Origin of the sequence: Streptomyces justiciae (assembly GCF_015163075.1) — a bacterium.
GTDB classification, from domain to species: domain Bacteria; phylum Actinomycetota; class Actinomycetes; order Streptomycetales; family Streptomycetaceae; genus Streptomyces; species Streptomyces justiciae.
Genome location: NZ_JADDXU010000002.1, coordinates 654,849 through 679,619, shown reverse-complemented (window position 1 = coordinate 679,619; position 24,771 = coordinate 654,849). Strand labels below are relative to the sequence as shown.

At 71.0% G+C, this 24,771-nt stretch carries 23 protein-coding genes; 4 read left to right on the top strand and 19 right to left on the bottom strand.

The window, feature by feature from the left end:
• Positions 1 to 20 precede the first annotated feature (20 nt).
• Positions 21 to 1,388 carry an MBL fold metallo-hydrolase gene (locus tag IQ210_RS07080; protein WP_194077973.1) on the bottom strand — a complete coding sequence of 456 codons (1,368 nt, stop codon included), beginning with the start codon at positions 1,386 to 1,388 and terminating at the stop codon, positions 21 to 23.
• 213 nt (positions 1,389 to 1,601) lie between these two features.
• Between IQ210_RS07080 and IQ210_RS07075 the strand changes: the two genes are divergently transcribed.
• Positions 1,602 to 2,390: an SAM-dependent methyltransferase gene (locus IQ210_RS07075; protein ID WP_194077972.1), complete on the top strand. Its 789-nt coding sequence runs from the start codon at positions 1,602 to 1,604 to the stop codon at positions 2,388 to 2,390.
• A gap of 56 nt (positions 2,391 to 2,446) precedes the next feature.
• Here IQ210_RS07075 and IQ210_RS07070 read toward each other — a convergent pair whose 3' ends face one another.
• Genes IQ210_RS07070 through iolC form a run of 9 tightly spaced genes read right to left on the bottom strand, consistent with a single transcriptional unit; the run spans position 2,447 to position 12,809 of the window.
• Positions 2,447 to 3,313, bottom strand: a complete 867-nt coding sequence (locus tag IQ210_RS07070) for a sugar phosphate isomerase/epimerase family protein (RefSeq protein WP_194077971.1) — start codon at positions 3,311 to 3,313, stop codon at positions 2,447 to 2,449.
• Positions 3,310 to 4,326, bottom strand: a complete 1,017-nt coding sequence (locus tag IQ210_RS07065) for a Gfo/Idh/MocA family oxidoreductase (protein WP_194077970.1) — start codon at positions 4,324 to 4,326, stop codon at positions 3,310 to 3,312. The genes IQ210_RS07070 and IQ210_RS07065 overlap by 4 nt, the downstream gene beginning before the upstream one ends.
• A 19-nt stretch (positions 4,327 to 4,345) precedes the next feature.
• Entirely contained in the window at positions 4,346 to 5,767 is a 1,422-nt protein-coding gene (locus tag IQ210_RS07060; protein ID WP_194077969.1) for a sugar porter family MFS transporter, read from the bottom strand.
• Between the two features lie 10 nt (positions 5,768 to 5,777).
• Positions 5,778 to 6,728, bottom strand: a complete 951-nt coding sequence (locus IQ210_RS07055; protein WP_194077968.1) for a TIM barrel protein — start codon at positions 6,726 to 6,728, stop codon at positions 5,778 to 5,780.
• A gap of 21 nt (positions 6,729 to 6,749) precedes the next feature.
• Complete coding sequence (locus IQ210_RS07050; protein WP_194077967.1) at positions 6,750 to 8,240, bottom strand: CoA-acylating methylmalonate-semialdehyde dehydrogenase; 1,491 nt, start codon at positions 8,238 to 8,240, stop codon at positions 6,750 to 6,752.
• 13 nt (positions 8,241 to 8,253) lie between these two features.
• A complete protein-coding gene (gene iolD, locus IQ210_RS07045; protein ID WP_194077966.1) occupies positions 8,254 to 10,131 on the bottom strand; it encodes a 3D-(3,5/4)-trihydroxycyclohexane-1,2-dione acylhydrolase (decyclizing) in 1,878 nt (625 codons plus the stop codon).
• Positions 10,128 to 10,997 (bottom strand): 5-deoxy-glucuronate isomerase, encoded by an 870-nt coding sequence (gene iolB / locus IQ210_RS07040; RefSeq protein ID WP_194077965.1) that lies wholly within the window; start codon positions 10,995 to 10,997, stop codon positions 10,128 to 10,130. Before iolB ends, iolD begins: the two co-directional genes overlap by 4 nt.
• A complete protein-coding gene (locus IQ210_RS07035; protein WP_456115054.1) occupies positions 10,994 to 11,863 on the bottom strand; it encodes a Cgl0159 family (beta/alpha)8-fold protein in 870 nt (289 codons plus the stop codon). Before IQ210_RS07035 ends, iolB begins: the two co-directional genes overlap by 4 nt.
• A complete protein-coding gene (iolC, locus tag IQ210_RS07030; protein ID WP_194077963.1) occupies positions 11,856 to 12,809 on the bottom strand; it encodes a 5-dehydro-2-deoxygluconokinase in 954 nt (317 codons plus the stop codon). The genes IQ210_RS07035 and iolC overlap by 8 nt, the downstream gene beginning before the upstream one ends.
• A 179-nt stretch (positions 12,810 to 12,988) precedes the next feature.
• Here iolC and IQ210_RS07025 point away from each other — a divergent pair, with 179 nt between their 5' ends.
• Complete coding sequence (locus tag IQ210_RS07025) at positions 12,989 to 13,990, top strand: LacI family DNA-binding transcriptional regulator (RefSeq protein ID WP_194078214.1); 1,002 nt, start codon at positions 12,989 to 12,991, stop codon at positions 13,988 to 13,990.
• 116 nt (positions 13,991 to 14,106) lie between these two features.
• Positions 14,107 to 15,213 (top strand): NAD(P)/FAD-dependent oxidoreductase, encoded by a 1,107-nt coding sequence (locus IQ210_RS07020; RefSeq protein WP_194077962.1) that lies wholly within the window; start codon positions 14,107 to 14,109, stop codon positions 15,211 to 15,213.
• Between the two features lie 53 nt (positions 15,214 to 15,266).
• Here IQ210_RS07020 and IQ210_RS07015 read toward each other — a convergent pair whose 3' ends face one another.
• The 9 genes from IQ210_RS07015 to IQ210_RS06975 form a co-directional block, all read right to left on the bottom strand.
• Positions 15,267 to 15,917, bottom strand: coding sequence for a CoA transferase subunit B (locus tag IQ210_RS07015; RefSeq protein ID WP_194077961.1), 651 nt, complete (start codon positions 15,915 to 15,917; stop codon positions 15,267 to 15,269).
• On the bottom strand, positions 15,914 to 16,669 hold the full coding sequence (locus IQ210_RS07010) for a CoA transferase subunit A (protein WP_194077960.1): 756 nt from the start codon (positions 16,667 to 16,669) through the stop codon (positions 15,914 to 15,916). The genes IQ210_RS07015 and IQ210_RS07010 overlap by 4 nt, the downstream gene beginning before the upstream one ends.
• Before the next feature lie 26 nt (positions 16,670 to 16,695).
• Positions 16,696 to 17,421 (bottom strand): SDR family NAD(P)-dependent oxidoreductase, encoded by a 726-nt coding sequence (locus IQ210_RS07005; protein WP_194077959.1) that lies wholly within the window; start codon positions 17,419 to 17,421, stop codon positions 16,696 to 16,698.
• Positions 17,418 to 18,389 (bottom strand): fumarylacetoacetate hydrolase family protein, encoded by a 972-nt coding sequence (locus IQ210_RS07000; RefSeq protein WP_194077958.1) that lies wholly within the window; start codon positions 18,387 to 18,389, stop codon positions 17,418 to 17,420. Before IQ210_RS07000 ends, IQ210_RS07005 begins: the two co-directional genes overlap by 4 nt.
• Before the next feature lie 63 nt (positions 18,390 to 18,452).
• On the bottom strand, positions 18,453 to 19,385 hold the full coding sequence (locus tag IQ210_RS06995) for a VOC family protein (RefSeq protein WP_194077957.1): 933 nt from the start codon (positions 19,383 to 19,385) through the stop codon (positions 18,453 to 18,455).
• A 4-nt stretch (positions 19,386 to 19,389) separates the two neighbouring features.
• A complete protein-coding gene (locus tag IQ210_RS06990) occupies positions 19,390 to 20,400 on the bottom strand; it encodes an amidohydrolase family protein (RefSeq protein ID WP_322656322.1) in 1,011 nt (336 codons plus the stop codon).
• A complete protein-coding gene (locus IQ210_RS06985) occupies positions 20,397 to 21,545 on the bottom strand; it encodes an FAD-dependent oxidoreductase (protein WP_194077955.1) in 1,149 nt (382 codons plus the stop codon). The genes IQ210_RS06990 and IQ210_RS06985 overlap by 4 nt, the downstream gene beginning before the upstream one ends.
• Positions 21,546 to 21,614: 69 nt before the next feature.
• Complete coding sequence (locus IQ210_RS06980; RefSeq protein WP_194077954.1) at positions 21,615 to 22,571, bottom strand: cyclase family protein; 957 nt, start codon at positions 22,569 to 22,571, stop codon at positions 21,615 to 21,617.
• Positions 22,568 to 23,548: a fumarylacetoacetate hydrolase family protein gene (locus IQ210_RS06975; RefSeq protein ID WP_194077953.1), complete on the bottom strand. Its 981-nt coding sequence runs from the start codon at positions 23,546 to 23,548 to the stop codon at positions 22,568 to 22,570. The genes IQ210_RS06980 and IQ210_RS06975 overlap by 4 nt, the downstream gene beginning before the upstream one ends.
• Positions 23,549 to 23,684: 136 nt before the next feature.
• On the opposite strand from IQ210_RS06975, the gene IQ210_RS06970 reads away from it, so the two are divergent.
• The gene (locus tag IQ210_RS06970; RefSeq protein WP_194078213.1) at positions 23,685 to 24,596 is read left to right on the top strand and encodes a LysR family transcriptional regulator; all 912 of its coding nucleotides are present in this window, start codon (positions 23,685 to 23,687) and stop codon (positions 24,594 to 24,596) included.
• Positions 24,597 to 24,771: the final 175 nt, after the last annotated feature.

Sequence of the window (24,771 nt, the reverse complement as noted above, 5' to 3'; positions counted from 1 at the left end):
GTGTTTCCCGATCCCGCGCGTCAGCCGTTGGTACAGAGCGTGAGGCCGGCCTCGCCCGCCGCCGCGTAGCCGTCGTCCACGGCCACCACCTCGCGGCCGGCCGCGTCGAGCACGGACGCGGCGATGGCGGCGCGCATGCCGCCCGCGCAGTGCACCCACACCGTGCCCGCGGGCACCTCGTCCAGACGGTGGTGGAGCTGGTGGACAGGGAGGTGGACGCTGCCCTCGATCCAGCCGCCCGCGCGTTCGCCGTCCCGGCGCACGTCGACGACCACCACGTCCTCGCCGCGCTCACGGGCGGCGGCCAGGTCGGCGAACGTGGCCCGGCGGAAGGAGGCGGGTGCGGTCCCGTCGGCGATCCAGTCGGCGGGGGTGCCGACGGACGCGGCGGCCGGGCGGTCGATGCCCACCCGGGTCAGTTCCCGCTGGGCGCGGGCCAGGTCCTCGGCGCTCTCCGCGAGCAGCGTCACCGGCTTGCCCCACGGGATCATCCAGGCGAGATACGTGGCCAGCTGCCCGTCGACCTCGAAGTTGAACGCCCCGGCGACATGCCCGGCGGCGAAGGCGACCCGGCCGCGCAGGTCCACGACCCACTCGCCGGCCGCGAGCCGCCGGGCGATCTCCTCGGCGTCGGCGCGGCGCGGCGGCGTCAGGTCCACGGGAGCGGGGCCGCCGGTGTTGGCCGGGCCCATGTGGGCGTAGTAGGCGGGTATGTCGTCGAGCCCGGCCAGCAGCTCCTTGACGAAGGTGTCCACGTCCTGGAGGAGCCCCGGGTTGGAGGCCTTCTCGCCGCCGATCGTGCCGTCCTCGCCGCCCGCGGCGGAGGAGGAGCAGAAGCTGCCGAAGCCGTGCGTGGGCAGGACGGGGACCTCGTCGGCCAGTTCTGCGGCGAGCCGGTGCACGGAGGCGTGCTGGGCCCGGGCCAGCCGCTCGGTCAGCCGGGGTTCGACCAGGTCGGGCCGGCCCACACTGCCGATCAGCAGCGAACCGCCGGTGAACGCGGCCACCGCGTGCCCCGCCTCCTGGAGGACGTACGAGGTGTGGTGCGGGGTGTGTCCGGGCGTGGCCACCGCCCGCAGCGTCAGGTCCTCGTCCACCGGTTCCAGGTCCCCGTGGGCGACCGGGACGCGGGTGTACGCCACCTCGGCGCCGGCCGGCACCAGGTAGCGGGCGCCGGTCAGGCGGGCCAGCTCCAGGCCGCCGGTGACGTAGTCGTTGTGCACATGGGTCTCGGCGACGGCCACGATCCGCACCCCGCGCTGTGCCGCCCGGGCGAGGACGCGGTCGATGTCGCGGGGCGGGTCCACGGCCACCGCGGTCCGGGCGCCGCCCGCCAGATAGCTGCGGTTGCCCAGCCCTTCGGTCTCCAGGGTGTCGACAAAGAACACGGGACTTCTCCTTCGCGGGACTCGTGGAAATTACCCCCGGGGGTATCTGTCCTCCAAAGTAACAGATACCCCGGGGGGTATAAATCGCGTCATCCGGAGGGAGCGCGGGGAAGGGGCTGGGCCGCCGGGCGAACTCCGTCTGCCCGCACAGAAGTTGATGTGTGAAACTGTCGTCAGTCGATCACACATGTCGATCATCAAGGGGAGTGCAACGTGACGCAGGACGGCATCGTCGGGGAGATCGACACCAGCAGGCCGCACCCCGCCCGGATCTACGACTATCTGCTGGGCGGCAAGGACCACTACGAGGTGGACGAGGAGGCGGGCGAGCGGCTCGTCTCCGTCGCGCCCGAGGCGCGGGTCAGTGTGCGGGCCAACCGGGACTTCCTCCGGCGGGCCGTGCGGTACGTCGTCGGCGAGGGCGTCCGGCAGATCCTCGACATCGGCACCGGGCTGCCCACCTCGCCGAACGTGCACGAGATCGCCCACGAGGCGGCGACCGACGTGCGCGTGGCCTACGTCGACAACGATCCGATCGTGAAGCGGCACGCCGACGCGCTGCTCAGCCGCACGGGCGAGACGAGCATCGTCCTCGCCGACCTGCGCGATCCGCGGAGCGTCGTGGACCATCCCGAGGTGCGGCGGATCATCGACTTCGACGAGCCGGTCGCCCTGCTGCTCGTCGCGATCCTGCACTTCGTGACCGACGCGGAGAAGCCGGCGGAGATCGTCTCCACCCTGCGCGACGCCCTCCCGGACGGCAGCTTCCTCGTCCTCTCGCACGCCACCGGGGACCTCTTCGAACGCAGCGACGCGCAGGCCGTCTACAACAACGCGACGGCCAGCATGAACCTGCGCGGCCACGCCGAGGTCGAGCGCTTCTTCGACGGGTTCGACCTCGTCGACCCCGGACTCACCCAGGTCCCGTTCTGGCGCCCCGACGGGCCGCTGCCGGAGAACGCCGCCTCGATCGGCTTCTACGGGGGAGTCGGCCGGAAGTAGAAACGCGAAGTGCGCCGGACCCGTGCGGAGGTCCGGCGCACTTCTGTCTCACGGGGTTACTCCGCAAGCTCCTTGCGGATGCGGTCCAGCATGAACGCCGAGGACTCGCGGGCGCGTTCCTCCCAGGCGAAGACGCAGGCCGTGGCGACGCCGTCGAAGTCCAGCTCGCGCAGCGTGCCGAAGAAGGCGTCCCAGTCCACCTCGCCCTGGCCGATGTCCAGGTGCTGGTGGATGCGGGCGGTGGTGCCGGGCGGGTTGAGGATGTAGCGCAGCCCGGAGGAACCCTTGTGGTTGAAGGAGTCCGCGATGTGCACGTGCTGGAGCTTGTCACCGGCGTAGCGCATCATCGCCGCGATGTCCGCCGCCGGGTCGGCGCCCGAGAGGTGGAAGGAGTGCGGGGCGCAGTAGAGGTAGTTCACCCACGGCTTGTTGATCGCGCGGACGAGGTCGACGGCGGGGGTGTTCTCCTCGCAGAAGTCGTCCGGGTGGGCCTCCAGGTTCAGCGCGATGCCCTCCCGCTCGAACACCGGCAGCAGCTCTTCCAGCGAGCGCCAGAACGCGGCCTCGCTCTCGGCGGCCCGCTCGGGACGGCCGTTGAACTCGCTGTTCATCAGCGGACATTCGAGGTCCGAGGTGATCTCGATCATCCGCTTCCAGTAGCGGACGGCCGCCTGCCGCTCGGTCTCGTCCGGCGACGACCACTTGTACAGCGGGAGTACGGAGGACAGCTTGACGCCGTGCGTGCGCAGGGCGTTCTTCAGCTCCGCGATCCGCTCGTCGTCCGCCCGCGGATGCAGGAAGAACGGCATGAAGTCGTCGCGGGGCGACAACTCGATGTACTCGTAGCCGAGTTCGGCCACCGTGCGCACCATCGCGTCGATCGGCAGGGCGCGGAACATGTACGGGTCGAGGGCGATCTTCACGCGGCACCTCCGTAGAAGGCGGGACGGGGCTTGAGGTCGGTGGCGACGACACGGCCCGACTCCAAGGCCTCGACCGTCGCGGCGGTGATGACGGTGGCTGCGTAACCGTCCCAGGCGGACGGCCCGGTGGGCTCCTCGCCCGCGGCGATCCCGGTGATCCACTCCCGGAACTCGGTGTCGAAGGCGTCCCGGAACCGGCCCACCCAGTCGGTCAGCACCTCGGTGCTGTGCGCGGCGGCGGTACGGACCCCGACGGCGGCCGGGTCGGGCAGCCGGACCAGGCCCTCCTCGCCGACGGCCTCGCACTGGATGTCGTAGCCGTACTGGCAGTTGACGAAGACCTCCAGATCGATGCGGACGCCCTTCGCCGTCTCGAACAGCATGATCTGCGGGTCCTTGAGGTGCGCGAACCGCTTGCTGGTGGCGCGCGGGGTCAGTACCTGAGTGGAGACGATCTCGTCGTCGAGGAGCCAGCGCAGGACGTCGACCTCGTGAACGGCCGTGTCCAGGGCGGCCATCGAGGAGGTGTAGGACTCCGGGACGGTCGGGTTGCGGTGCGCGCAGTGCACGATCAGCGGCTCGCCGATTCGGCCCGAGTCGATGACCTGCTTCAGCTGCCGGTAGCCCACGTCGTAGCGGCGCATGAAGCCGACCTGGACCAGGCGGCGGCCGTGCGCCTGCTCGGACTCGATGATCTTCAGGCAGTCCTCGGCGGTGGTGGCGAGGGGCTTCTCGCAGAACACCGGCTTCCCGGCGGCTATCGCGTTCAGCACGTGCTCGGCGTGGGTCGGGCCCCAGGAGGTGACGAGGACGGCGTCCACGTCGTCGGCCGCGACGACGGCCGCGCCGTCGGGCAGGACACGGGCGCCGACCGGGGCCGCCGCCTCGGCCGCGCGGGCGGCGTCGATGTCGGTGACGGCGGTGACCCGGGCGCCGGTGACGGTGTCGGTCAGCCGCTTGATGTGCTCGGTGCCGATCCAGCCGGCGCCGATGACACCTACACGTACAGTCATGGTCATTCCTTGAGGGGGTTCAGGAGAAGCGCGCCCGGAGTTCGGCTTCGAGGGTTTCGAGGGTGCGGCCCTTGGTCTCGGGGACGTAGAGCTTCACGAAGGTGAGCGAGAAGATCCCCGCCGCGACGAACAGGAAGAAGGTGTTGGAGATCCCGATCGCGTCGACCAGCGACGGGAAGACCAGCCCGATCACGAAGTTGGTCAGCCACAGCACGACGGCCGCCACCCCCATGCCGAAGCCGCGCATCCGCATCGGGAAGATCTCCGACAGCATCAGCCAGGTCACCGGCGAGATCGCGCCCTGCTGGAAGGCGAGGAACGTGACCGTCATGGCGAGCACGGCATAGGCCCGCGGATCGCCGGAGGGCAGCACCAGCGAGAAGACGCCGATGAGCAACAGGGCGCTGGTGGTGCCGATCTGACCGGTCATCAGCATCGGACGCCGGGCGACTCGCCCCAGCAGCCATATGCCGACGAAGGTGGCCACCACCGAGATGACGCCGTTGGCGATGTTCGCCGTGAGCGCGGTGTCGGAGGCGAAGCCCGCGTCCTCCAGGATCTGGGTGCCGTAGTACATGATCGTGTTGACGCCGGTGATCTGCTGCACGATCGCGATGCCGAAGCCGACGAACATCAACTTCCGTACCCACGGCACGGACTTCATGTCCTGCCAGCCGCCCAGCTTCTCCTGCTCGTCCTTGACGGCGAGCGCGGAGACCTCGCTCAGCTCGGCCTCGGCCCGCTGCCGTGACCGGACCTGCCTGAGCACCTCCAGCGCCTCGGAGAACCGGCTCTGCGAGGCGAGCCAGCGCGGGCTCTCCGGCATGACCAGCATGCCGAACCACAGGACCACGGCGGGAATCGTGGCGATGACGAGCATCCAGCGCCACACGCCACCGGACTCGCCGCCCACCTGCGCGATGATCGCGTTCGAGGTGAACGCCAGCAACTGCCCGCTGACGATCATGAGTTCGTTACGGGTGACCAGCGCACCGCGCCGTTCGGCGGGCGAGATCTCCGCGAGGTACACCGGCACGGTCACCGACGCACCGCCGACCGCGAGGCCGAGCACGAACCGGGCCACGACCATCACGGCCGTCGTCGGCGCGAGGGTGCAGGCGAGCGCGCCGACGAAGAACAGCACGGCGAGGGTGAGGATCGTACGGCGGCGGCCCCGCGCGTCCGACAACCGGCCGCCGGCCACGGCCCCGAGCGCCGCGCCGAGCAGCAGCGAGCTGGTGACCATGCCCTCGGTTACCGGGGTCAGGCCGAGGTCGTCGGTCATGTACGGCAGGGCGCCGTTGATCACGCCGGTGTCGTAGCCGAAGAGTAGACCGCCGAAGGTGGCGACGATCGTGATGACCCGCAGCCGCCGCGCGACGGCCGGCGGGGTGTCCTGCGTCAGGGCGGGGGCCTGGGTGGCGTCGTCCCGGACAACCATGGCCGCCTCCTTAACGGTCGAGGGCCGGGCGTCGGGTACCCGTCAGCCCGCAGCCGGCCAGATGCTCACGCGTGCTCACCGCGATCGGCAGCGGCACCTCGGGCGCGCACGGGTACAGGTCCTGCTCGACGATCACGAACAACTCGGCGTCCAGCTCGGCCAGTTCGGCGATGACGTCGGCCGGGTTCGGCACCCCGGCGGGCGGCGACACACAGACGCCGCGCTTGACCGCCTCGCCGAAACCGAGGTCCTCGGCGGCGACCTGGGCGAGGATCTCCGGGTCCATCTGCTTGATGTGGACGTACCCGACGCGCTCGCCGAAGCGGCGGATCAGGTCGACGTTGTCGCCACCGCCGTAGGCCACATGGCCCGTGTCCAGACACAGGTTGGTGTACCGGCCGTCTGACTCGTTCAGCAGCCGCTCGATCTCCGGCTGCGTCTGGATGTGGCTGTCCGCGTGCGGATGGACGACCAGCCGTACGTCGTACTCGTCCACCAGCAGCCTGCCCAGCCGGTCGGCGGCCTTGCCGAAGCCCGCCCACTGCTCGGCGGTGAGTACCGGCGACTCGGTGAACGCGCCGGTCTTCTCGTCCCGGTACATGGGCGGAATGAGCACCAGGTGGTGCGCCCCGGCCGCCTGCGTCAGCGTGGCGACCTGGCGGACGTGGGCGAGCATGTCGTCCCAGGCCTCGGGCCGGTGCAGCGCGCCGAAGGCGGTGCCGCCGGAGACCTTGAGGCCACGGACGTCGAGCTCCTCCTTCAACCGCTGCGGGTCGGTGGGGAGATAGCCGTAGGGACCGAGCTCGAACCACTCGTACCCGGCCTGCTCCAACTCGTCGAGGAAGCGGGTGTACGGGACCTGGTGCTCGTCCTCGGGGAACCAGATGCCCCAGGAGTCGGGGGCCGAGCCGAGGCAGAGGTTGCCGACGGTGGTGCGGAGCGGGGATGGCGCCGTTGCCATGGTCTGTCCTTAGGGGAGAGGTCAGCTGGAGGTGGGGAAGGTGAAGCCGGCGGCGACCTGCTGGGCGGGCTGGGGCCAGCGGGTGGTGACGACCTTGGGGCGGGTGTAGAAGCGGATGCCCTCGGGGCCGTGGATGGGGTGGTCGCCGATGAGGGAGTCCTTCCAGCCGCCGAAGGAGTAGTACGACATCGGGACCGGGACCGGGACGTTGATGCCGATCATGCCGACCTTGATGCGGCGCTGGAACCGGCGGGCGGCCTCGCCGGAGCCGGTGAACAGGGCGGTGCCGTTGCCGTAGGGGTTGGCGTTGACGAGGTCGATCGCCTCGTCGAGGGAGTCGACGCGGACGATCGCGAGAACCGGGCCGAACAGCTCCTCCTTGTACGCCTCCATCCCGGTGGTGACGTGGTCCAGGAGGGAGGGGCCGGTGAAGAAGCCGTCCTCGTGGCCCTCGACCTTGAGGCCACGGCCGTCGACGACGACGGTGGCGCCCTGCGTCTGGGCGACGCCGACCGCGTTCTCGACGCGTTCCTGGGCGGCCTTGGTGACCAGGGGGCCCATCTCGGTACCGGGCTGGTCGCCGGGGCCGACCTTCACCTCGTTCGCCTTGCGCTCGAGGATGCCGACGAGCGCGTCCGCCGCCTCGCCCACCGCGACCGCGACGGAGACGGCCATGCAACGTTCGCCCGCGGAGCCGTAGGCGCCGGCGGTGATGTGGTTGGCGGCGAACTCCAGGTCCGCGTCGGGCAGGACGACGGCGTGGTTCTTGGCGCCGCCGAGAGCCTGGACGCGCTTGCCGTGCGAAGTGGCCTGCTCGTGCACGTACTTGGCGATCGGCGTGGAGCCGACGAAGGAGACGGCCTCGATGCCGGGGTGGGTCAGGATCGCGTCGACCGCGTCCTTGCCGCCGTGGACGACGTTGAAGACGCCGTCCGGCAGGCCGGCCTTCTGGTAGAGGGCGGCGACGAAGTTGGCGGCCGAAGGATCGCGCTCGGACGGCTTGAGGATGAAGGTGTTGCCGGTCGCGATGGCGATGGGGTGCATCCAAAGGGGCACCATGGCCGGGAAGTTGAAGGGCGTGATGCCGGCGACGACCCCGAGCGGCTGGCGGAAGTCGTGCACGTCCACGCCACGCGAGACCTGGTCGGAGAAGGAGCCCTTCAGCACGTCGCCGAGACCGCAGGCGAACTCCACGACCTCTCGGCCACGGACGATCTCGCCGCGGGCGTCGTCGACGGTCTTGCCGTGCTCGGCGGAGATGATCCGGCCCAGCTCCTCCTCGTGCTCGACGAGGAGTTGACGGAAGGTGAACATGACCTGGGTGCGCTGGCTGAGGGACGACTCCGACCAGGTCTCGAAGGCCTTGGCGGCGGCCTGGACGGCGGCGTCCACCTCGGCGCCGCCGCCGAGGACGACCCGCGCCTGCTCCTGGCCGGTGGCCGGGTTGAACACGGCCTGGGTGGTCTCGCCGGTGGCGGGGGAGCCGTTGATCCAGTGGGGGATGGTGTTCACGGAAGCGGTGTCCTTACAGGTAGTGGCGTTGCGCTTGCTTGTGGGCGGCGTAGGTCTCGTAGGCGCGCTGGGTGGACTCCAGGGCGGAGACCTCGCTGACGGGGACGTCCCACCAGCCGTGGCCGGGCGGGTTGGGGCCGTAGAGATCGGTCTCGACATGCACGACGGTCGTTTTCGTCGATGCCTTGGCCTTCTCCATCGCCGCGCGGAACTCCTCGACGCCGGCGGCGTGCAGGACGTCCGCGCCCAGGCTCGATGCGTTGGCGGCGAGGTCGACGGGGAGCACGTCGCCGTCGAGCTGGCCCGAATCGTCGTTGCGGTAGCGGTATTTGGTGCCGAAGCGCTGTGAGCCGAGGGACTCCGAGAGCGCGCCGATGGACGCGAAGCCGTGGTTCTGGACCAGGACGATGATGACCTTCAGGCCCTCGGAGACCATGGTGACGATCTCCTGAGCCATCATCAGATACGAGCCGTCACCGACGAGTACGACGACCTCACGGGACGGGTCGGCCATCTTCGCGCCGACCCCGGCGGCGACCTCGTATCCCATGCAGGAGTAGGCGTATTCGACGTGGTACGCCTTCGGGTCCCGGGCCCGCCACAGCTGCTGGAGGTCACCGGGCATGGAACCGGCCGCGTTGATGACCACGGCACGGTCGTCGAGGACGTCGTTGAGGGCACCGAGGATCTCGGTCTGCGCCGGGAGCGGGCCGTGGCCTACGGTGAAGCACTTGTCCTCGATCTCCCTTGTACGGGCGATGAGTTGGCCGGTGTGAGCCCGGTAGGCCGGTTCCACCTCCCAGTCGGTGAGTGCGTCGGCCAGCGCTTCGATGCCGAGGCGGGCGTCGGCGACCAGCGGCTCCGCCGAGTGCTTGACGGCGTCCAGGCGGGCCACGTTGAGGTTGACGAACGTGACGTCGGGGTTGGCGAAGACGGTGTGGCTGGCGGTGGTGAAGTCGGAGTACCGGGTGCCGATCCCTAGAACGACATCGGCCTCGCGCGCCAGCTCGTTGGCGGCGTAGGCGCCGGTGGAGCCGATGCCGCCCACGGCACAGGGGTGGTCCCACGGGACCGCGCCCTTGCCCGCGTGGGTGTCGGCGACCGGGATGCCGGTGGCCTCGGCGAAGGCGCGCAGCGCGGTCTCGGCACCGGAGTACACCGTCCCGCCGCCCGCGACGATCAGGGGCTTCCTGGCGTTCCTCAGCAGGGCCGCGGCCCTGTGCACTGCCTGGGGCTCCGGCACCGGGCGGCCGACATGCCACACCCGGCGTCGGAAGAAGGAGACCGGCCAGTCGTACGCCTCGGCCTGCACGTCCTGGGGGAGTGCGAGGGTGACCGCGCCGGTCTCCACCGGGTCGGTCAGCACCCGCATCGCGGCCAGCGCGGCCGGGATGAGCTGCTCGGGGCGCTGGATGCGGTCGAAGTACTTCGACACCGCGCGGAAGGCGTCGTTGACCGTGACGTCCCCGCCCCGGGTGTCCTCCAGCTGCTGGAGCACCGGGTCGGCGGCGCGGGTGGCGAACATGTCGGAGGGCAGCAGGAGGACCGGGATGCGGTTGGTGGTGGCCAGCGCCGCGCCGGTGATCATGTTCGTCGAACCCGGCCCGGTGGACGCCGTGCAGGCGAAGGTCGCCAGCCGGTCGCGCATCTTGGCGTAGGCCACCGAGGCGTGCACCATGCCCTGCTCGTTGCGAGCCAAGTAATAGGGCAGATCGGCCTCTTGAGTGATCGCGGCCTGGAGCAGGGCCTGCCCGATGCCGGCGACATTGCCGTGCCCGAAGATGCCCCAGACGCCGGGGATCAGGCGCTGTTCCTGGCCGTCGCGCTCGCTGTACTGGCCGGCCAGGAAGCGGACCAGGGCCTGGGCGGTGGTCAGGCGGACGGTGTTCATGAGTTCTCTCCGAAGGGCAGGCGGTCGTCGACGTCCTGCGTGTCCCAGGTGGCGCGGACCCAGCCGTGGGCGGGGTCGTCGCAGATCAGCCAGGCGCGGTCCTGACCCGGACCGGCCATGACGTTGAGGTAGTAGAGGTCGTAGCCGGGGGCGGCGATCGAGGGGCCGTGCCAGCCGTGCGGGATCAGCACCGCGTCGCCGGAGCGGACCTCGGCGAGGACGTCGATGGGCCGGTCCTCGGTGCCGTAGACCCGCTGGTAGCCGAAGCCGTTTTCGCCGCCGGCGACCTGGAACCAGTAGATCTCCTCCAGTTCGGACTCCTCGCCCGGCCGGGCCTGGTCGTGCTTGTGCGGTGGGTACGACGACCAGTTGCCGCCCGGCGTGAGCACCTCGCAGACCAACAGCTGCTCGGCGTCGAAGGTCCCTGGCAGGCAGTAGTTGTTGACCTGACGGGAACACGCACCCGCGCCGCGTAGTTCGACGGGTACGTCCTCCTTGCGCCCGTACCGAGCCGAGTGACCTCCCAGCTCGGTACGGGCGGAGGGCAGCGCGAACGTCCCGCCGTCCGCACTGCTGATCAGGGCCTCCGACCCGCCCGGCAGATAGGCGAAGTCGGTGACCGAGGCGAACACGTCTGCCCTGCCTTCGAGTTCGAAGGTCCTGCCCTCCGTGGTGACGGTGCAGGAACCCGTCAGCGGCAGGACCAGGAACTCGGAGTCATGCGTGGACAGGGCGTGCGCCTCGCCGGGCCGCAGGGTCAGGATCCTGAGCCCGGAGTATCCCCAGCCCGCCGACTCTGGAGTGACCACGAGGTCGTAGTCGGCGTCGGCCGAAGTGCCCTTCGGCCAGTGGTACTTGGACGTCACAGCAGGCTCACCGCCTTGTCGACCGCACCGGCGACGTCGCCGCCCGCGGGGTAGAGCAGGGAGCGGCCGACGACCAGGCCCTGCGCGGTGGGCTGCTTGAGCGCCTTGCCCCAGGAGGCGAAGGCCGCCTCGGCGTCCTTGACCTCGCCGCCCAGCAGCAGGGCGGGCAGGGTGGAGGAGGCCAGGACGCGCTCCATGTCCTGGACCACCGGCAGCTTCAGCCAGGTGTAGGCGGTGCGGCGGCCCAGTCCGGAGGCGATGGTGACCGACTTGACGACGGCGTCGGTGGACAGGTCGTTGCGGATCCGCCCGTTCTCCCAGACCGACACGAACGGCTCGACCATGGCGATGAGTTGACGGTCGTTGAGCTCGTTGACCGCCTTCGCCGTGTCCATCAGCGCGGACGGCGTCGCGGGGTCCTGGAGGGCGATCCGCGTCAGTGTCTTGCCACCGTCGAAGCCCATCTCGGCGATCGTCTGTGCGTCGTATCCGGTGAACCGGTCGTCGATCTCGAAGGACGAACCGGCGAGCCCGCCGCGGTTCATGGAGCCGAAGACGGTCTTGCCGTCCAGCACCCCGAGCAGCAGCAGGTCTTCGAGGATGTCGGCGGTGCCCAACACACCCGTCACCCCGGGCCGCTCCAACGCGACGCACAGCCGGTCCAGCAGTTCGGCGCGGTCGGCCATGGCGTTGGGGTCGCCGCCCACCCCGTTGGCGCCGCGGGCCGGATGGTCGGCGGCGATGATCATCGCCTTGCCGTGCTCGCCGAGCAGCGAGGTGGCCTTCACACGCCGGGCGGCGGCGGCCGCGATGGCGCCGGGGTCGCCCACCCGGGCGGTCACGATCCGGCTCAGCTTCTCAGACAGCACTGGGCACCTCGTCGAGCTTGGCGTTGACTTCGGACTCGGTCGGCATCGCATCGGAGCAGGACAGCCGGCCGGCGACGATCGCGCCGGCGGCGTTGGCGAAGGACACCGTCCGCCGTACGTCCCACCCGGACAGCAGCCCGTGGCACAGGGCGCCGCCGAAGGCGTCGCCGGCGCCGAGGCCGTTGACGACGTCCACGGGAACGGGCGGGATCTCGGCGGTCGAGCCGTCCTGGTCCATCGCCAGGACGCCCTTCGGACCCTGCTTGACCACCGCCAGCTGCACACCGGCGGCCAGCAGCGCCTCGGCGGCGGCGTACGGCTCCCGCTCACCGGTTGCGACCTCGCACTCGTCGAGGTTGCCGACGGCGACCGTCGTGTGGTGCAGGGCTTCGGCGTAGTACGTACGGGCCTCGGCGGGATCAGCCCAGAACATCGGCCGCCAGTCCAGGTCGAAGACGGTCGTGCCCGCCTTCGCCCGGTGCGCGAGCGCGGCCAGGGTCGCCGAGCGGCTGGGCTCCTCGCTCAGGCCGGTGCCGGTCATCCAGAACACGGCGGCGTCCCGCACCGCGTCCAGGTCCAGCTCCTCCGGCCGGATGTCCAGGTCGGGGGCCTTGGGGAGGCGGTAGAAGTACAGCGGGAAGTCGTCCGGCGGGAAGATCTCGCAGAACGTCACCGGCGTCGGTGCGATGTCCGACGTACCGATGAAGGAGCCGTCCACGCCGTAGCCCTCCAGCGCCGAGCGCACGAAGTCCCCGAACGGGTCCCGGCCCGTCTTCGTGATCACGGCGGCGGTACGGCCGTACCGGGCCGCGGCCACCGCCACGTTCGTCGGGCTGCCGCCCAGGTACTTGCCGAACGAGGTGACATCGGCCAGCCCGATTCCCGTCTGGAGCGGATACACGTCCACCCCCATGCGGCCCATGGTCAGCACTTCGAACGGCATCACACTGGTTTCCTTTCACTGTCGCGCTCTACTAGCGCGCTCTAGTGCGAGTACGATGACCCCTGTCCAAATGTCCTGTCAATAGCTTGTTGCAGGGAGATTTCCCGGGAGCCAGCTAGGCTGGGCGCCGTCGGAGGGTGGGTTCACAGGTGGATGCATCGGGCAAGCAGCGGCCCACGATGGCGGACGTCGCCGAGAAGGCGGGCGTCTCCCGGGCGCTCGTCTCGATCGTGTTCCGCAACCAGCCGGGGGCGAGCGAGGAGACCCGGCAGCGGGTGCTGAGGGTCGCGGACGAGATCGGCTACCGGCCCGACAACGCGGCCCGGCTGCTCGCGCGCGGGCGCAGCCGCACCATCGGCGTGATGTTCACCGTCCACCAGACCTTCCACACGGACCTCATCGAGGGGATCTACCCGGAGGCGGAGCGGCTCGGCTACGACGTGCTGCTCTCCGCCGCCGCCGAGGGGCGCAGCGAGGCCAAGGCCGTGGAGGCGCTGCTCGCGCACCGCTGCGAGGCGCTGATCCTGCTGGGCTCGGACGCCGAGGCCGCCTATCTCGACGAGCTGGGGCGGCGGGCGGTGACCGTCTCGGTCAGCCGCCGTGTCCCGCAGGCCCGGGTGGACTTCGTGCACTCCGCCGAGGGCAAGGGTGTACGGCTGGCCATGGACCACCTCGTCGAGCTCGGGCACCGCCGCATCGTGCACATCGACGGCGGCCGGGGGCCGGGGTCGGCCGAGCGGCGGCGCGCCTACCGGGCGGCGATGCGGCGCCACGGGCTGGAGTCCGAGGCACGGGTGATCCCCGGCGAGCACACGGAGGAGTCGGGCATCGAGACGGGGCGGCTGCTGCTGGCCGAGCGGGACCAGGGGCTGCCGCTGCCCACGGCGGTCCTCGCCGGCAACGACCGTTGCGCGATGGGCGTGTTGATGGCGATGACGCGCGGCGGCGTCGAGGTACCGCGCGACCTGTCCGTCGTCGGCTACGACGACAGCCACCTCTCCCACCTGATGCCGATCGGGCTGACGACGGTCCGCCAGGACGCGCGGCTGATGGCGGAGTACGCGGTGCGGTTCGCGGTGGAACGCCTGGAGAAGCCCGAACTGGAGCCGCGCGAGGCTGTGTTGGACTCCAAGCTGGTGGTGCGGGGTACCAGCGGACCGGCCCCGGAGGCCGCGCGCTGAGCGCGGCAGACCCGCCGCCTCTTTCTTCACGGGACTCGCACACGGCCCGCCCATTGCTTTAGGTTTCAAGTGTTACCGTCGCGCTCATTCCCCCCACCAGGCACAGGAGTTCCGTTGTGCAAGACGGCAACGTAGTGGTGATCGGCGGCGGTTACGCGGGCGTCCGCCTCGCCAAGCGACTGGACACGACGGCACGGGTCACGCTCGTCGACCGCAAAGAGGTCTTCTTCCACCGCATCGCCTCGCTACGGGCCGGCGTGCGCCCCGAGTGGACGGTGACCCCCTTCATCCCGTACGACCGTCTGCTCACCCACGGCCGGGTGGTCACCGGCAAGGCGGTCCGCATCGACAGCGACGGGCGCGAGGTGCACCTGGCCACGGGCGAACGCCTGCCGTACGACGTGCTGGTGATCGCCACCGGAGCGGACTACCCCGAGCCCGCGCGCTTCGCCGGTACCACCGCCGAGGAGGCCGCCAAGTCGTTCGGCGAGCATCAGCGGAAGGTCGCCACGGCCCAGCACCTCCTCGTCGTCGGCGGCGGACCCTCGGGCGTCGAACTCGCCGCCGAGATCCGCCTGGCCCGCCCCGACGCCAGGGTCACCCTCGCCCACTCCGGCCCCGAGCTGCTGCACTCCACGGGCAGCGCCCGCGCCGGTCAGAAGGCCCGGGCCTGGCTGGAGGCGCACGACGTGGAGGTGCGGCTCGACTCCTTCATGTCCCCCGGCAACGACTTCGGCACCTACCGCGACGCCCACGGCACCATCGTCGAAGCGGACGCCTCCTTCTGGGCGACCGGCACCACGCCCAACACGCTCTGGCTGAGGCTGGCCGGACACGGCGCCTGGCTGAACGGGTCGGGGCACGTCAAGGTCGACGCCATGCTCCAGGTCGAGGGACACCCCGACGTGTTCGCGGTCGGCGACGTGAACGACGTCGGCGAACTCAAGGTCACCCCGGCCGCCCTCGCCCAGGCCGAGGTGGCCGCCCACAACATCCGCTCCTATCTGCGGAGTTCGGGCAGGCACAGCAAGAACCCGCGGTCCTACCGGGCGGTGCGCCGCACCCCGCTCATCGTGCCCTTCGGCGCGGCCGACGGCTTGACGTTGCTGCCCGTGCCGGGCGGCGAGAACGCGGTCCTCGGCGGCCGCACGACCACACTGGCCAAGGCGAAGACCCTCATGACCCCCTACATGAGGCGGCAGTTGGGGTACACGGCCGCGTGACGGCAGGCGGCCGCAAGGGCTACGCGGCCGCGTAACTGCGGGCGGCAATCGGGCTATCCGGCGGCGTGACTCCCGGGTAGCGCCACCGGCGCCTCCGTCCGTTCGGCGATGTCCTCGGCGGTGACGCCCGGCGCGCACTCCACGAGGACGAGGCCGGTGGGCGTGACGTCGAGGACGCCCAGGTCGGTGATGATCCGCTGCACACAGCGCTCGCCGGTGAGCGGCAGCGTGCAGTCCTTGACGATCTTCGGGGTGCCGTCCTTGGCGGTGTGCTCCATGAGGACGACGACGCGGCGGGCGCCGTGGACCAGGTCCATCGCGCCGCCCATGCCCTTGACCATCTTGCCGGGGATCATCCAGTTGGCGAGGTCGCCGTGTTCGGAGACCTGCATGGCGCCGAGTACGGCGGTGTCGATGTGGCCGCCGCGGATCATGCCGAAGGAGAGCGCCGAGTCGAAGAACGACGCCCCCGGCAGCACGGTGACGGTCTCCTTGCCGGCGTTGATGAGATCCGGGTCGACCTCGGCCTCCGTGGGGTAGGGGCCGGTGCCGAGGATGCCGTTCTCGGAATGCAGGACGACCTGGACGCCGGGTGGGAGATGGCCGGGGATCAGGGTGGGCAGGCCGATGCCGAGGTTGACGTAGGAGCCGTCGGTGAGTTCGGCGGCGGCGCGGGCGGCCATCTGGTCGCGGGTCCAGCTCATGCTCGTACGGTCCTCTTCTCCACGTGCTTGTCGGCGGCCTGACGCGCCGTCAACTCGACGACCCGCTGGACGAAGATGCCGGGGACGTGCACTTCTTCGGGGCTCAACTCGCCCGGTTCCACGAGCTCTTCGACCTCGGCGACGGTGATCCTGCCCGCCATGGCGGCGAGCGGGTTGAAGTTCGCGGCGGACCTGCGGAACACCAGGTTTCCGTGCCGGTCGCCGCGCCAGGCCCGTACGAGGGCGAAGTCGGTGGTGATGCCGTGCTCCAGGACGTGCGGGCGGCCCTGGAAGGTGCGGATCTCCTTCGGGGGCGAGGTGACCGCCACCGAGCCGTCGGGCGCATGCCGCCAGGGGAGGCCGCCGTTCGCGACCTGGGTGCCGACGCCCGCCGGGGTGTAGAACGCGGGGATGCCCGCGCCGCCGGCCCGCAGCCGCTCGGCCAGCGTGCCCTGCGGCACCAGCTCCACCTCCAGTTCGCCGGACAGGTACTGGCGGGCGAACTCCTTGTTCTCGCCGACGTAGGAGCCGGTCACGCGGGCGATCCGGCCGGCGGCCAGCAGGATGCCGAGGCCGCGGCCGTCCACGCCGCAGTTGTTCGAGACGACCTCCAGGCCGCGGGAACCCTGGGCGTGCAGGGCCTGGATGAGCACGTCGGGGACGCCGCTGAGGCCGAAGCCGCCGACGGCCAGCGACGCGCCGTCGGGGATGTCGGCGACCGCCTCGGCGGCGCTCGCGCTGACCTTGTCCATGGGCCTTTCCGTTCTTGCGCTGTTCGCTACTGGAGTGCTTCGGAGATCGACTTGACCCCGCCGTGCGCGGTGAGGCCGCCGTCGACCGGGATCTCGGCGCCGGTGATGAAGGACGCCGCGTCGGAGAGGAGGAAGACGACGAGCGGGGTGATGTCGTCGACGGTCCCGGTGCGGCCGAGCGGCGTCTCGCGGAGGTTCGCCTCGCGGAAGGCAGGCGCGGCGGACGCGGTCATCTCGGTTTCGATGAACCCGGGATGGACGGTGTTGACCCGGATGCCCCGCGGGCCGAGCTCCAGGGCGGACGCCTTCGACAGGCCCCTGAGCGCCCACTTGCTCGCCGTGTACGCCACCGGATAGTGGCCGGTGAGGGCCGCCGTGGAGCCCACGTTGACGATCGAGGCGCCCGGCCGCATCAGCGGGGCGAGGTGCTGGATGCCGAGGAGCGGTCCGGTGACGTTCACGGCGTGCACGCGGTCGAAGTCCTCGGGTCGTACGTCGTCGAGGCGGGCGCGCCAGGTGATGCCCGCGTTGTTGACCAGGCCGTGGACCTGGCCGTACGACTCCCCGAGTTCGGCGGCGAGTTCGGCCCACTCCTTCTCGTTGGTGACGTCGAGGCGGCGGCAGCCCGGGGCGTCCGTCACATCGGTGGCGATGACCCGGGCGCCCTCCCGGGTCAGGGCCTCCGCCTCCGCCGCGCCCTGGCCGCGGGCGGCGCCGGTGACGACGACCACCTTGCCCAGCAGCCGCTTCACGGCCGCTCCCGGCCCCGCCGCCGACCGGTCGGGAGCGGCACCGGTGCGGCGCCCGCGACGACGGTGTTGGAGATGGTGCCGATGCCCTCGACGGCGAGCGTGACCGTGTCACCCGGCTTCAGCGGTGGTGGGTCCTGGCGGCCGCGTACGCCCCACAGCTCGGCCAGACAGCCGCCGTTGCCGCACGTGCCCGAGCCGAGGACGTCACCGGGGCGCACCCAGGTGCCGCGTGAGGCGTATGCGGTCATCTCCTCGAAGGTCCAACTCATGTTGGACAGCAGGTCCTTGCCCACCACTTCGCCGTTGACCGAGGCGGTGAGGGCGAGACGCAGGAAGCCGTCCGAGTCGCGGTACCGCTCCATCTCGTCGGCCGTGACGAGGTACGGGCCGAGGGTGGTGGCGGTGTCCTTGCCCTTGCACGGGCCGAGGTTGACCCTCATCTCGGCGGACTGGAGATCGCGGGCGGACCAGTCGTTGAAGACCGTGTAGCCGACGATGTGTTCGGGGGCCTCCTCCGGGGCGAGGTCCCGGCCCTCCCGGCCGATCACGGCGGCGACTTCCAGCTCGAAGTCGAGGACGGCCGACCCGGGCGGCACGGGTATGTCGTCGTAAGGGCCGTACACGGCGTACGGGTTGGTGAAGTAGAAGGTCGGGGCCGCGTACCACTGCTCGGGCACGCCCGCGTTGCCGTCGATGGACCGGCGTACCCCTTCCACGTGCTCCTCGAAGGTCACGAAGTCCCGCACGGTCGGCGGCTGGAGAGGCGGCAGCAGCCGCACCTCGGAGACGTGCGGTCCGGGCGGCACGTCGAGGGCGGTCGCGCCCGCGTCGAGCAGCCGGTCCAGGCCGCCCGTCTCGGCGAGCAGCCCGGTCAGGGAGCGCACGGCCGACAGCGGGTACAGCGTGCCGTCCGCCTCGACGACGGCCACATGCCGCCGGTTCCGGAACTCGTAGGTGGCGAAACGCATGGAAGGGGTCCTGTCGGGAGGGCCGGATCAGACCGGTGGGGCGGGGCAGGCGAGCGGGTCGGATCAGACCGGTGGGGCGACGAAGCAGCCGCGGTCGACGTCGTTGAACGACTCCTTGGCGACCAGCTCGTTCATCGGATTGGCCGTGCCCCACTGGTCGGTGACCTCGGGCTGCGAGAAGTCGTAGACGTGCGGGTGCCAGGTGTCCTCGTCGAGGTTCTCCAACTCCGTCGTGTACTCCACGGTGTTGCCGTGCGGGTCGAGGAAGTACGTGAACGTGTTGTCGCCCGCCATGTGCCGGCCCGGACCCCAGACCTTGCGGGCCCCCGAGCGCATCACACGACCCGAACCGCGCATGTACTCGTCGATGCCGCGCATCTCGAAGGAGACGTGGTGCAGCGCGGTGTGCGGGCCCTGCGCGATCGCCATCGAGTGGTGCTGGTTGCTGATCCGCATGAAGTGCATGACCTCGCCCATGTGGGGCGAGGAGAGCGTGTCGGAGAGACGGAAGCCCAGGTGGGTCTCGTACCACTCCCGAGTGCGGTTCAGATCAGGGGAGTTGAGCACGACGTGCGACAGCTTGACCGGGATCGACTCCTTCTCCTCGATCCTGCGGTGCCGCCGTACCTCCACGTCCGCCGAGACCTCGATGGTGCGGCCGTCGACGTCGAAGAAGCGGAAGCCGTAGCCGCCTCCAGGGGTGTCGACCTTGCCCGGCTGGGAGATCAACTGCACGCCCCCGGCCAGCAGTTGCTCGGCGAGCGTGTCCACGTCGGCGGCCGAGGCCGCACCGTAGGACACCAGGTCGAGGCGCTTCTCCGCGGCCTTGCGCAGCCGGATCACATAGCGCTCGGGGCTGCCCTCGGCGGCCAGGAAGGAGATGCCGGAGTCCTCCTCGACCTTGGTCAGGCCCCAGACGCCGGCGTAGAAGTCGAGCTGCTTGTCGTAGTCGGGCACGGCGAGGTCGACGTGCCGAAGATGGGTGAGCAGACGCATGATGTCAGTCCTTCCGGAGGAGGGCGGCCGCGTTTCCGCCCCGTACGGCGTCGAGGTCGGTGTCGGACAGGCCCGCCGCGCGCAGCGCGCCCAGCGGATCGTCCGTGCCCATGTCGAAGGGGAAGTCGGAGCCGAGCAGGACACGGTCGGCGCCGACCGTGGCGATCAGCGCGCGCAGCACGGCCGGGTCGTGGACGAGGGAGTCGAAGTACAGCTGCCGCAGATAGCTGCTCGGCTCCCGTGTGCAGCGCCGCGCGTCGGGGCGGACCCGCCAGGCGTGGTCGGAGCGGCCGATGTGGGTGGGCAAGTAGCCGCCGCCGTGCGCAGCGATGAGCTTCAGGCCCGGATGGCGGTCCAGGACGCCGGAGAAGATCAGGTGCGACAGCGCGATCGCGTTCTCGGTGGGCTGGCCGACGGTGTTGGACAGGTACCACTGGTCCAGGCGCTCGTCGAGCGTGCAGCCGAAGGGGTGCAGGAAGACGAGGGCGCCCGTCTCCTCCGCCCGGGACCAGAAGGGTTCGTACGCCGGGTCCGACAGTTCGTGGCCGGGGGCGTGCGAGGAGATCTCGACGCCCCGGAGGCCCAGTTCCAGCGCGTGATCGAGCAACTCGACGGCGAGGACCGGGTGTTGGAGCGGGGCGAGTCCGAGACCGAGCAGGCGGTCGGGGGCCTTGGCGCAGTGCTCGGCGGTGCCGGTGTTGGCCAACTTGCCCATTGTCGCGGCCAGTTCGGGGGGAGCCCAGTAGTGGTAGTGCGACGGGGAGGGGCTGACCAGCTGGACGTCCACGCCCTGCGCGTCCATCGCCGCCAGCCGTACGGCGGCGTCCGTCAGCTTCGGTATGCGGGCGCCGACCATGGGGCCGTTCACCGCAAGGGCGGCGGGGCCGTTGCGGCGGGCGTCCAGGGCGCGTGCCTCGGCGAGGCCGGGGTGACCGGCGGCGGCCTCGTCGACCTCCGGGAGCAGGAGGTGGGCGTGGACGTCGATGGTCGGAAGCCGGAGTGCGGGCGTGGTCACGGGAGTTCCTTGAGGGCGGTCATGGTGCGGTGCATCAGCCCCGGCACGTCCGCGTCGCGCACCCCGTCCAGCAGCCACTGGCCGAGTTGGACGGAGGCGTCGACGACCAGACGCACGCGGGGGAGCCGCCGGGCGTGGTAGTCGGTGAGGAGCCGGTCGAGGGGTGCGGCGGTCCAGTCGTCGAGGCCGGTCAGCAGTTCGGCGAGGACGAGGACGTCCTCCAGGGACATCGCGGCGCCCTGGGCGAGGGTCGGCGGGCAGCAGTGCACGGCGTCGCCGACCAGCACGACCCGGCCGCGGTGCCAGGGTCCCTCCACCAAGTGCCGGTCGAACCAGGTGTAGTTGACGACCGTCGGATCGGTCAGGGCCGGGCGGATCTCGTCCCACGCCCCGCCGTAGCCCTCGCTGAGCGCCCGCATCTCGGCGGCGTAGGCCGCCGGGTCGATCGTGGCCCGGTCGCGGGCGGGCTCGACGAGGTACGCGTAGACCGTGTCCTCGCTGGTCGGGCAGTACCCGGCGATGAAACACCGGCCGCCGTAGACCATCTCGGTGCGGCGGACGGCGGCGGGCCGGGGCGCGGGGGCGCGCCAGATGCCCATGCCGGTGGGGCGGGGTTCGTCGGTGACGCCGATCATCCGGCGGGTGGCGGAGCCGAGGCCGTCGGCGCCGACGACCAGGTCGTAGCGGCGGCTCGTGCCGTCCGTGAAGGTGACGTCCACGCCCTCGCCGTCCTGCGCGAAGGCGGTGGCTCTGGTGCCGAGGCGGACGTCGGCGCCCGAGGCGAGGACCTCGTCGATCAGGAGCTGCTGGAGCCGGGGGCGCTGCATGCCGATGTGGGCCGGCAGGTCGTCGCCACCGGTACGGAGCTCCTCGTGGGCGGCCAGCACGGTGCCGTCCGGGGTGAGGATGGCGACGCCCTCGGCCTTGTAGCCCTCCTTCTGGATCGTGTCGAGGACACCGACCTCGCGCAGCACGCGCAGGGCGTTGCCCTGCAGGGTGATGCCCGAGCCGGCGGCGGCCTTCCAGTCGGCGCTCGCCTCGACGAGGTCGACGGCGATCCCGGCCCGGCGCAGCAGCACGGTCAGGGCGTTTCCGGAGGTGCCTCCGCCGATGATGAGGACGGAAGGGGTGCGGCGGTCAGCCATGTCGGGGATTCCTCCCGGGGTGGGGCCGCGCGACGTCGGGCGGCGGGGGCAGATGGAGGGCGAGAGGGGTTACTTGACGGCGATCGGGTTCACCGGAGAACCCACGGCGCCGGTGATGGGCAGCGGAGCAGCCGTGAGCCAGAACTCGTACACGCCGTCGTCGGCGCAGTCCGCCGCCAGCGCGTCGAGGTCCCACATCTCGCCGATCAGCAGACCCATGTTGGGGATGACGACCTGGTGCAGCGGCTGGAAGGCGTTGTCGAACTCGTTGGGCCGCACCTCGAACCCCCAGGTGTCGGTGGCGATCGCGGCGATCTCGGTGCGGTGCAGCCAGCCGGCGCTGGTGAACGACAGCCCCGGCGCGGGTCCGCCTGCGTAGTCGCCCCAGCCGTCGCGCCGTACGCGAGCGAGCTGCCCGGTCCGTACGAGGACGATGTCACCGCGCCCCACGGTCACCCCGTGAGCCTCGGCGGTCGCGGTGAGATGCTCCTCCGTGATGGCGAAGGCGTCCGGCAACTCGCCCCCGTCCCCGCAGACTTGACCCACGTCCAGCAGGACGCCGCGACCGGCGACGTACGGTGCCATGTGCTCGATGCCGGTGACGAGGTCACCGTCGGAGGTGACGACCTGCTCCGCCGCTCGCCCGTTCCAGGCCTTGCCGTGGTCGAAGATGTGCCCGAGCCCGTCCCACTGGGTCGAGCACTGCAACGGCATCGCGATCACGTCGTCGGCGCCGCCGATGCCGTGCGGGAAGCCCTGGTTGCCGAGGGCGGCGTCGGTGCCCGTGTCGAGCATGGTGTGGACGGGGTTGGTCCGCCGACGCCAGCCCTTCTGCGGGCCGTTCATGTCGAAGCGCTGCGAGAGCGAGAAGCTGACACCCCGGCGGACCAGAGCCGCGCCCTCACGTCGCTTGGCCTCGTCGAGGAAGTTGAGGGTGCCGAGGACGTCTTCCGCGCCCCAGCGCCCCCAGTTCGAGAACTCTTTGGCGGCCTCGACGATCGCGCCCTCGGGGTCGTGCCGGTTCACGCGCTCTCCCCGACACACCGCGTGCGCTGCACGCCGAGGCCCGTGATCGACCCCTCCATGACGTCGCCGTCGCGCAGCAACCGCCCCCAGTGCAGGCCGTTCCCGGCCGGGCTGCCGGTCAACACCAGGTCGCCGGGCAGGAGTCGGGAGCTCTGCGAGATGTACGACACCAGCCGGGCCACCCCGAACAGCATGTCCTTGGTGGACTCGTCCTGCATGGTGTCGCCGTTGAGCTTGAGGGTCACCCGCAGCTCACCCGGGTCCGCGATCGACTCCGCCGGCACCAGCCAGGGGCCCAGCGGCGTGAACCCGGGCGCGTTCTTGCAGCGCAGCCAGTCGGTGCCGATGGCCTTCATGTCCCGACGGAACACGGTCGCCCGGTCGGTGAGATCGTTGGCGATCGTGTACCCGGCGACGTGCTCCAAGGCCTCCTCGACGGACACCCGGTAGGCGGGCTTGGCGATCACGGCCGCCAACTCCAGCTCCCAGTCCGGCTGTTCGGCCCAGGCGGGGAGGACGACATCGTCGTACGGCCCCGCGATCGTGCTCGGCAGACCGATGAAGACGTACGGCAGGTCCTCGGCGGCCCGGCGGTCCATGATCGCGGCGATCTCCGCGCGGGCCTCCTCGACCGTGCGCGGGTCGTCGGGGGAGCGGTGGGCGACCTCCAGGTCGATCACGTGCTGCCGGTAGTTGGCGCCGGACTGGAAGATCTGCCGGGGCTCCAGCGGGGCGTGCACGCGCAGCCCCTCCAGCGGCAGCCGGTCGAGGGTGTCGTCGTCCGCGAGGCCGTGCAGGAGGGGCAGCGCGTCGTCCCACCGCTCCACCACGGCCCGCACGTCGGACGGCGCCCACGGCAGGGTCCGGCGCAGGTCGAGCACCCGCTCCCGGGCCAGGAGGCCGGGGAAGGGGGCCCCGTCCGGGGTGGAGAACGTGCCGAGCGCGAAGGGGCCGGCAGGTTGCGCGAGCGTTGACATCAGATTTCCTCCTGCTGGGATGCGGTCTACTCTGACCTCGATCGGCGAATCACGGAAATAGATCCTGCGGATGAGCCGCATCCACGCCATGGATAGCCCTTCCATGGACCGCCCTGAACGTCCCTGGTGGTGCCCGGTGAACCTGTCCCGACTCGACCTCAACCTCGTCGTCGCCCTGCGCGCGCTGCTTGAGGAGCGCAACGTCACCCGGGCCGGCGAGCGGGTCGGGCTCAGCCAGCCCGCGATGAGCGCCGCGCTGTCCCGGCTGCGCCGGCACTTCGGCGACGAACTGCTGGCGCGGACGGGAAACTCGTACGAGCTCACCCCGCTCGGCGTCGCCCTGCGCGACCGCAGCGCCAGCGCCTGTGACCTGCTCGAACGTCTCTTCTCCAGCCAGGCCGACTTCGACCCGGCGGCCGAGACCCGCGAGTTCACGCTGCTCGCCTCGGACTACGGCGCGGCCGTCTTCGGCGCCTCACTGGCCCGCGCGATGCACGAGGAGGCACCTGGCGTCCGGCTCACCTTCCAGCATCCGGCGCCGTCGGTGGTCGAGAACACCGCGGCCGTGCTCAGCACCGTCGACGGCCTGCTGATGCCGCACGGCGTCATCGACGGCTTCCCCGCGGTCGACCTCTACCAGGACCGCTGGCTGTGCCTGCTCGCCGACGACCACCCCGACGTCGGCGAGGAACTCACCCTCGACGACCTCGCCCGGCTGCCCTGGGCCGTATACCAGCGCCCCTACGACGCCCCCGTCGCCCGGCAGCTCAGCATGCTCGGCATCAGCCCGCGCGTGGAGGTGTCCGTGCAGACCTTCCAACTGCTCCCGCACATGGTCGAGGGCACCCGCCGGATCGCGATGATCCAGGAACGCCTGGCCCGCCGGGCGGTCCGCTCCGCGGCGGTACGGGTCCTGCCGTGCCCCTTCGAGGCGGTCCCGGTGGGCCAGGCGATGTGGTGGCACCCGGTGCACGCACAGGACGCGGCGCACATCTGGCTGCGGAGGAAGGCGGAGGAGGTGGGGGCGGGGCTGACGGCGTCGCGTTAGGGCGGTGGCTGGGGTTCGGGCCTCCGGCCTTGGCGTAGACGCGTTGGGGCAGTGGCTGTGGCTGGATGGCCGGGCCTCCTGGCGGACGTGTCGGGGCGGGGGTTGCGGTTCGGTTTTCCGGGTCTTGGCGCAGATGCGTTGGGGGAGCGGCTGTGGCTGGATGGCCGGGCCTCCT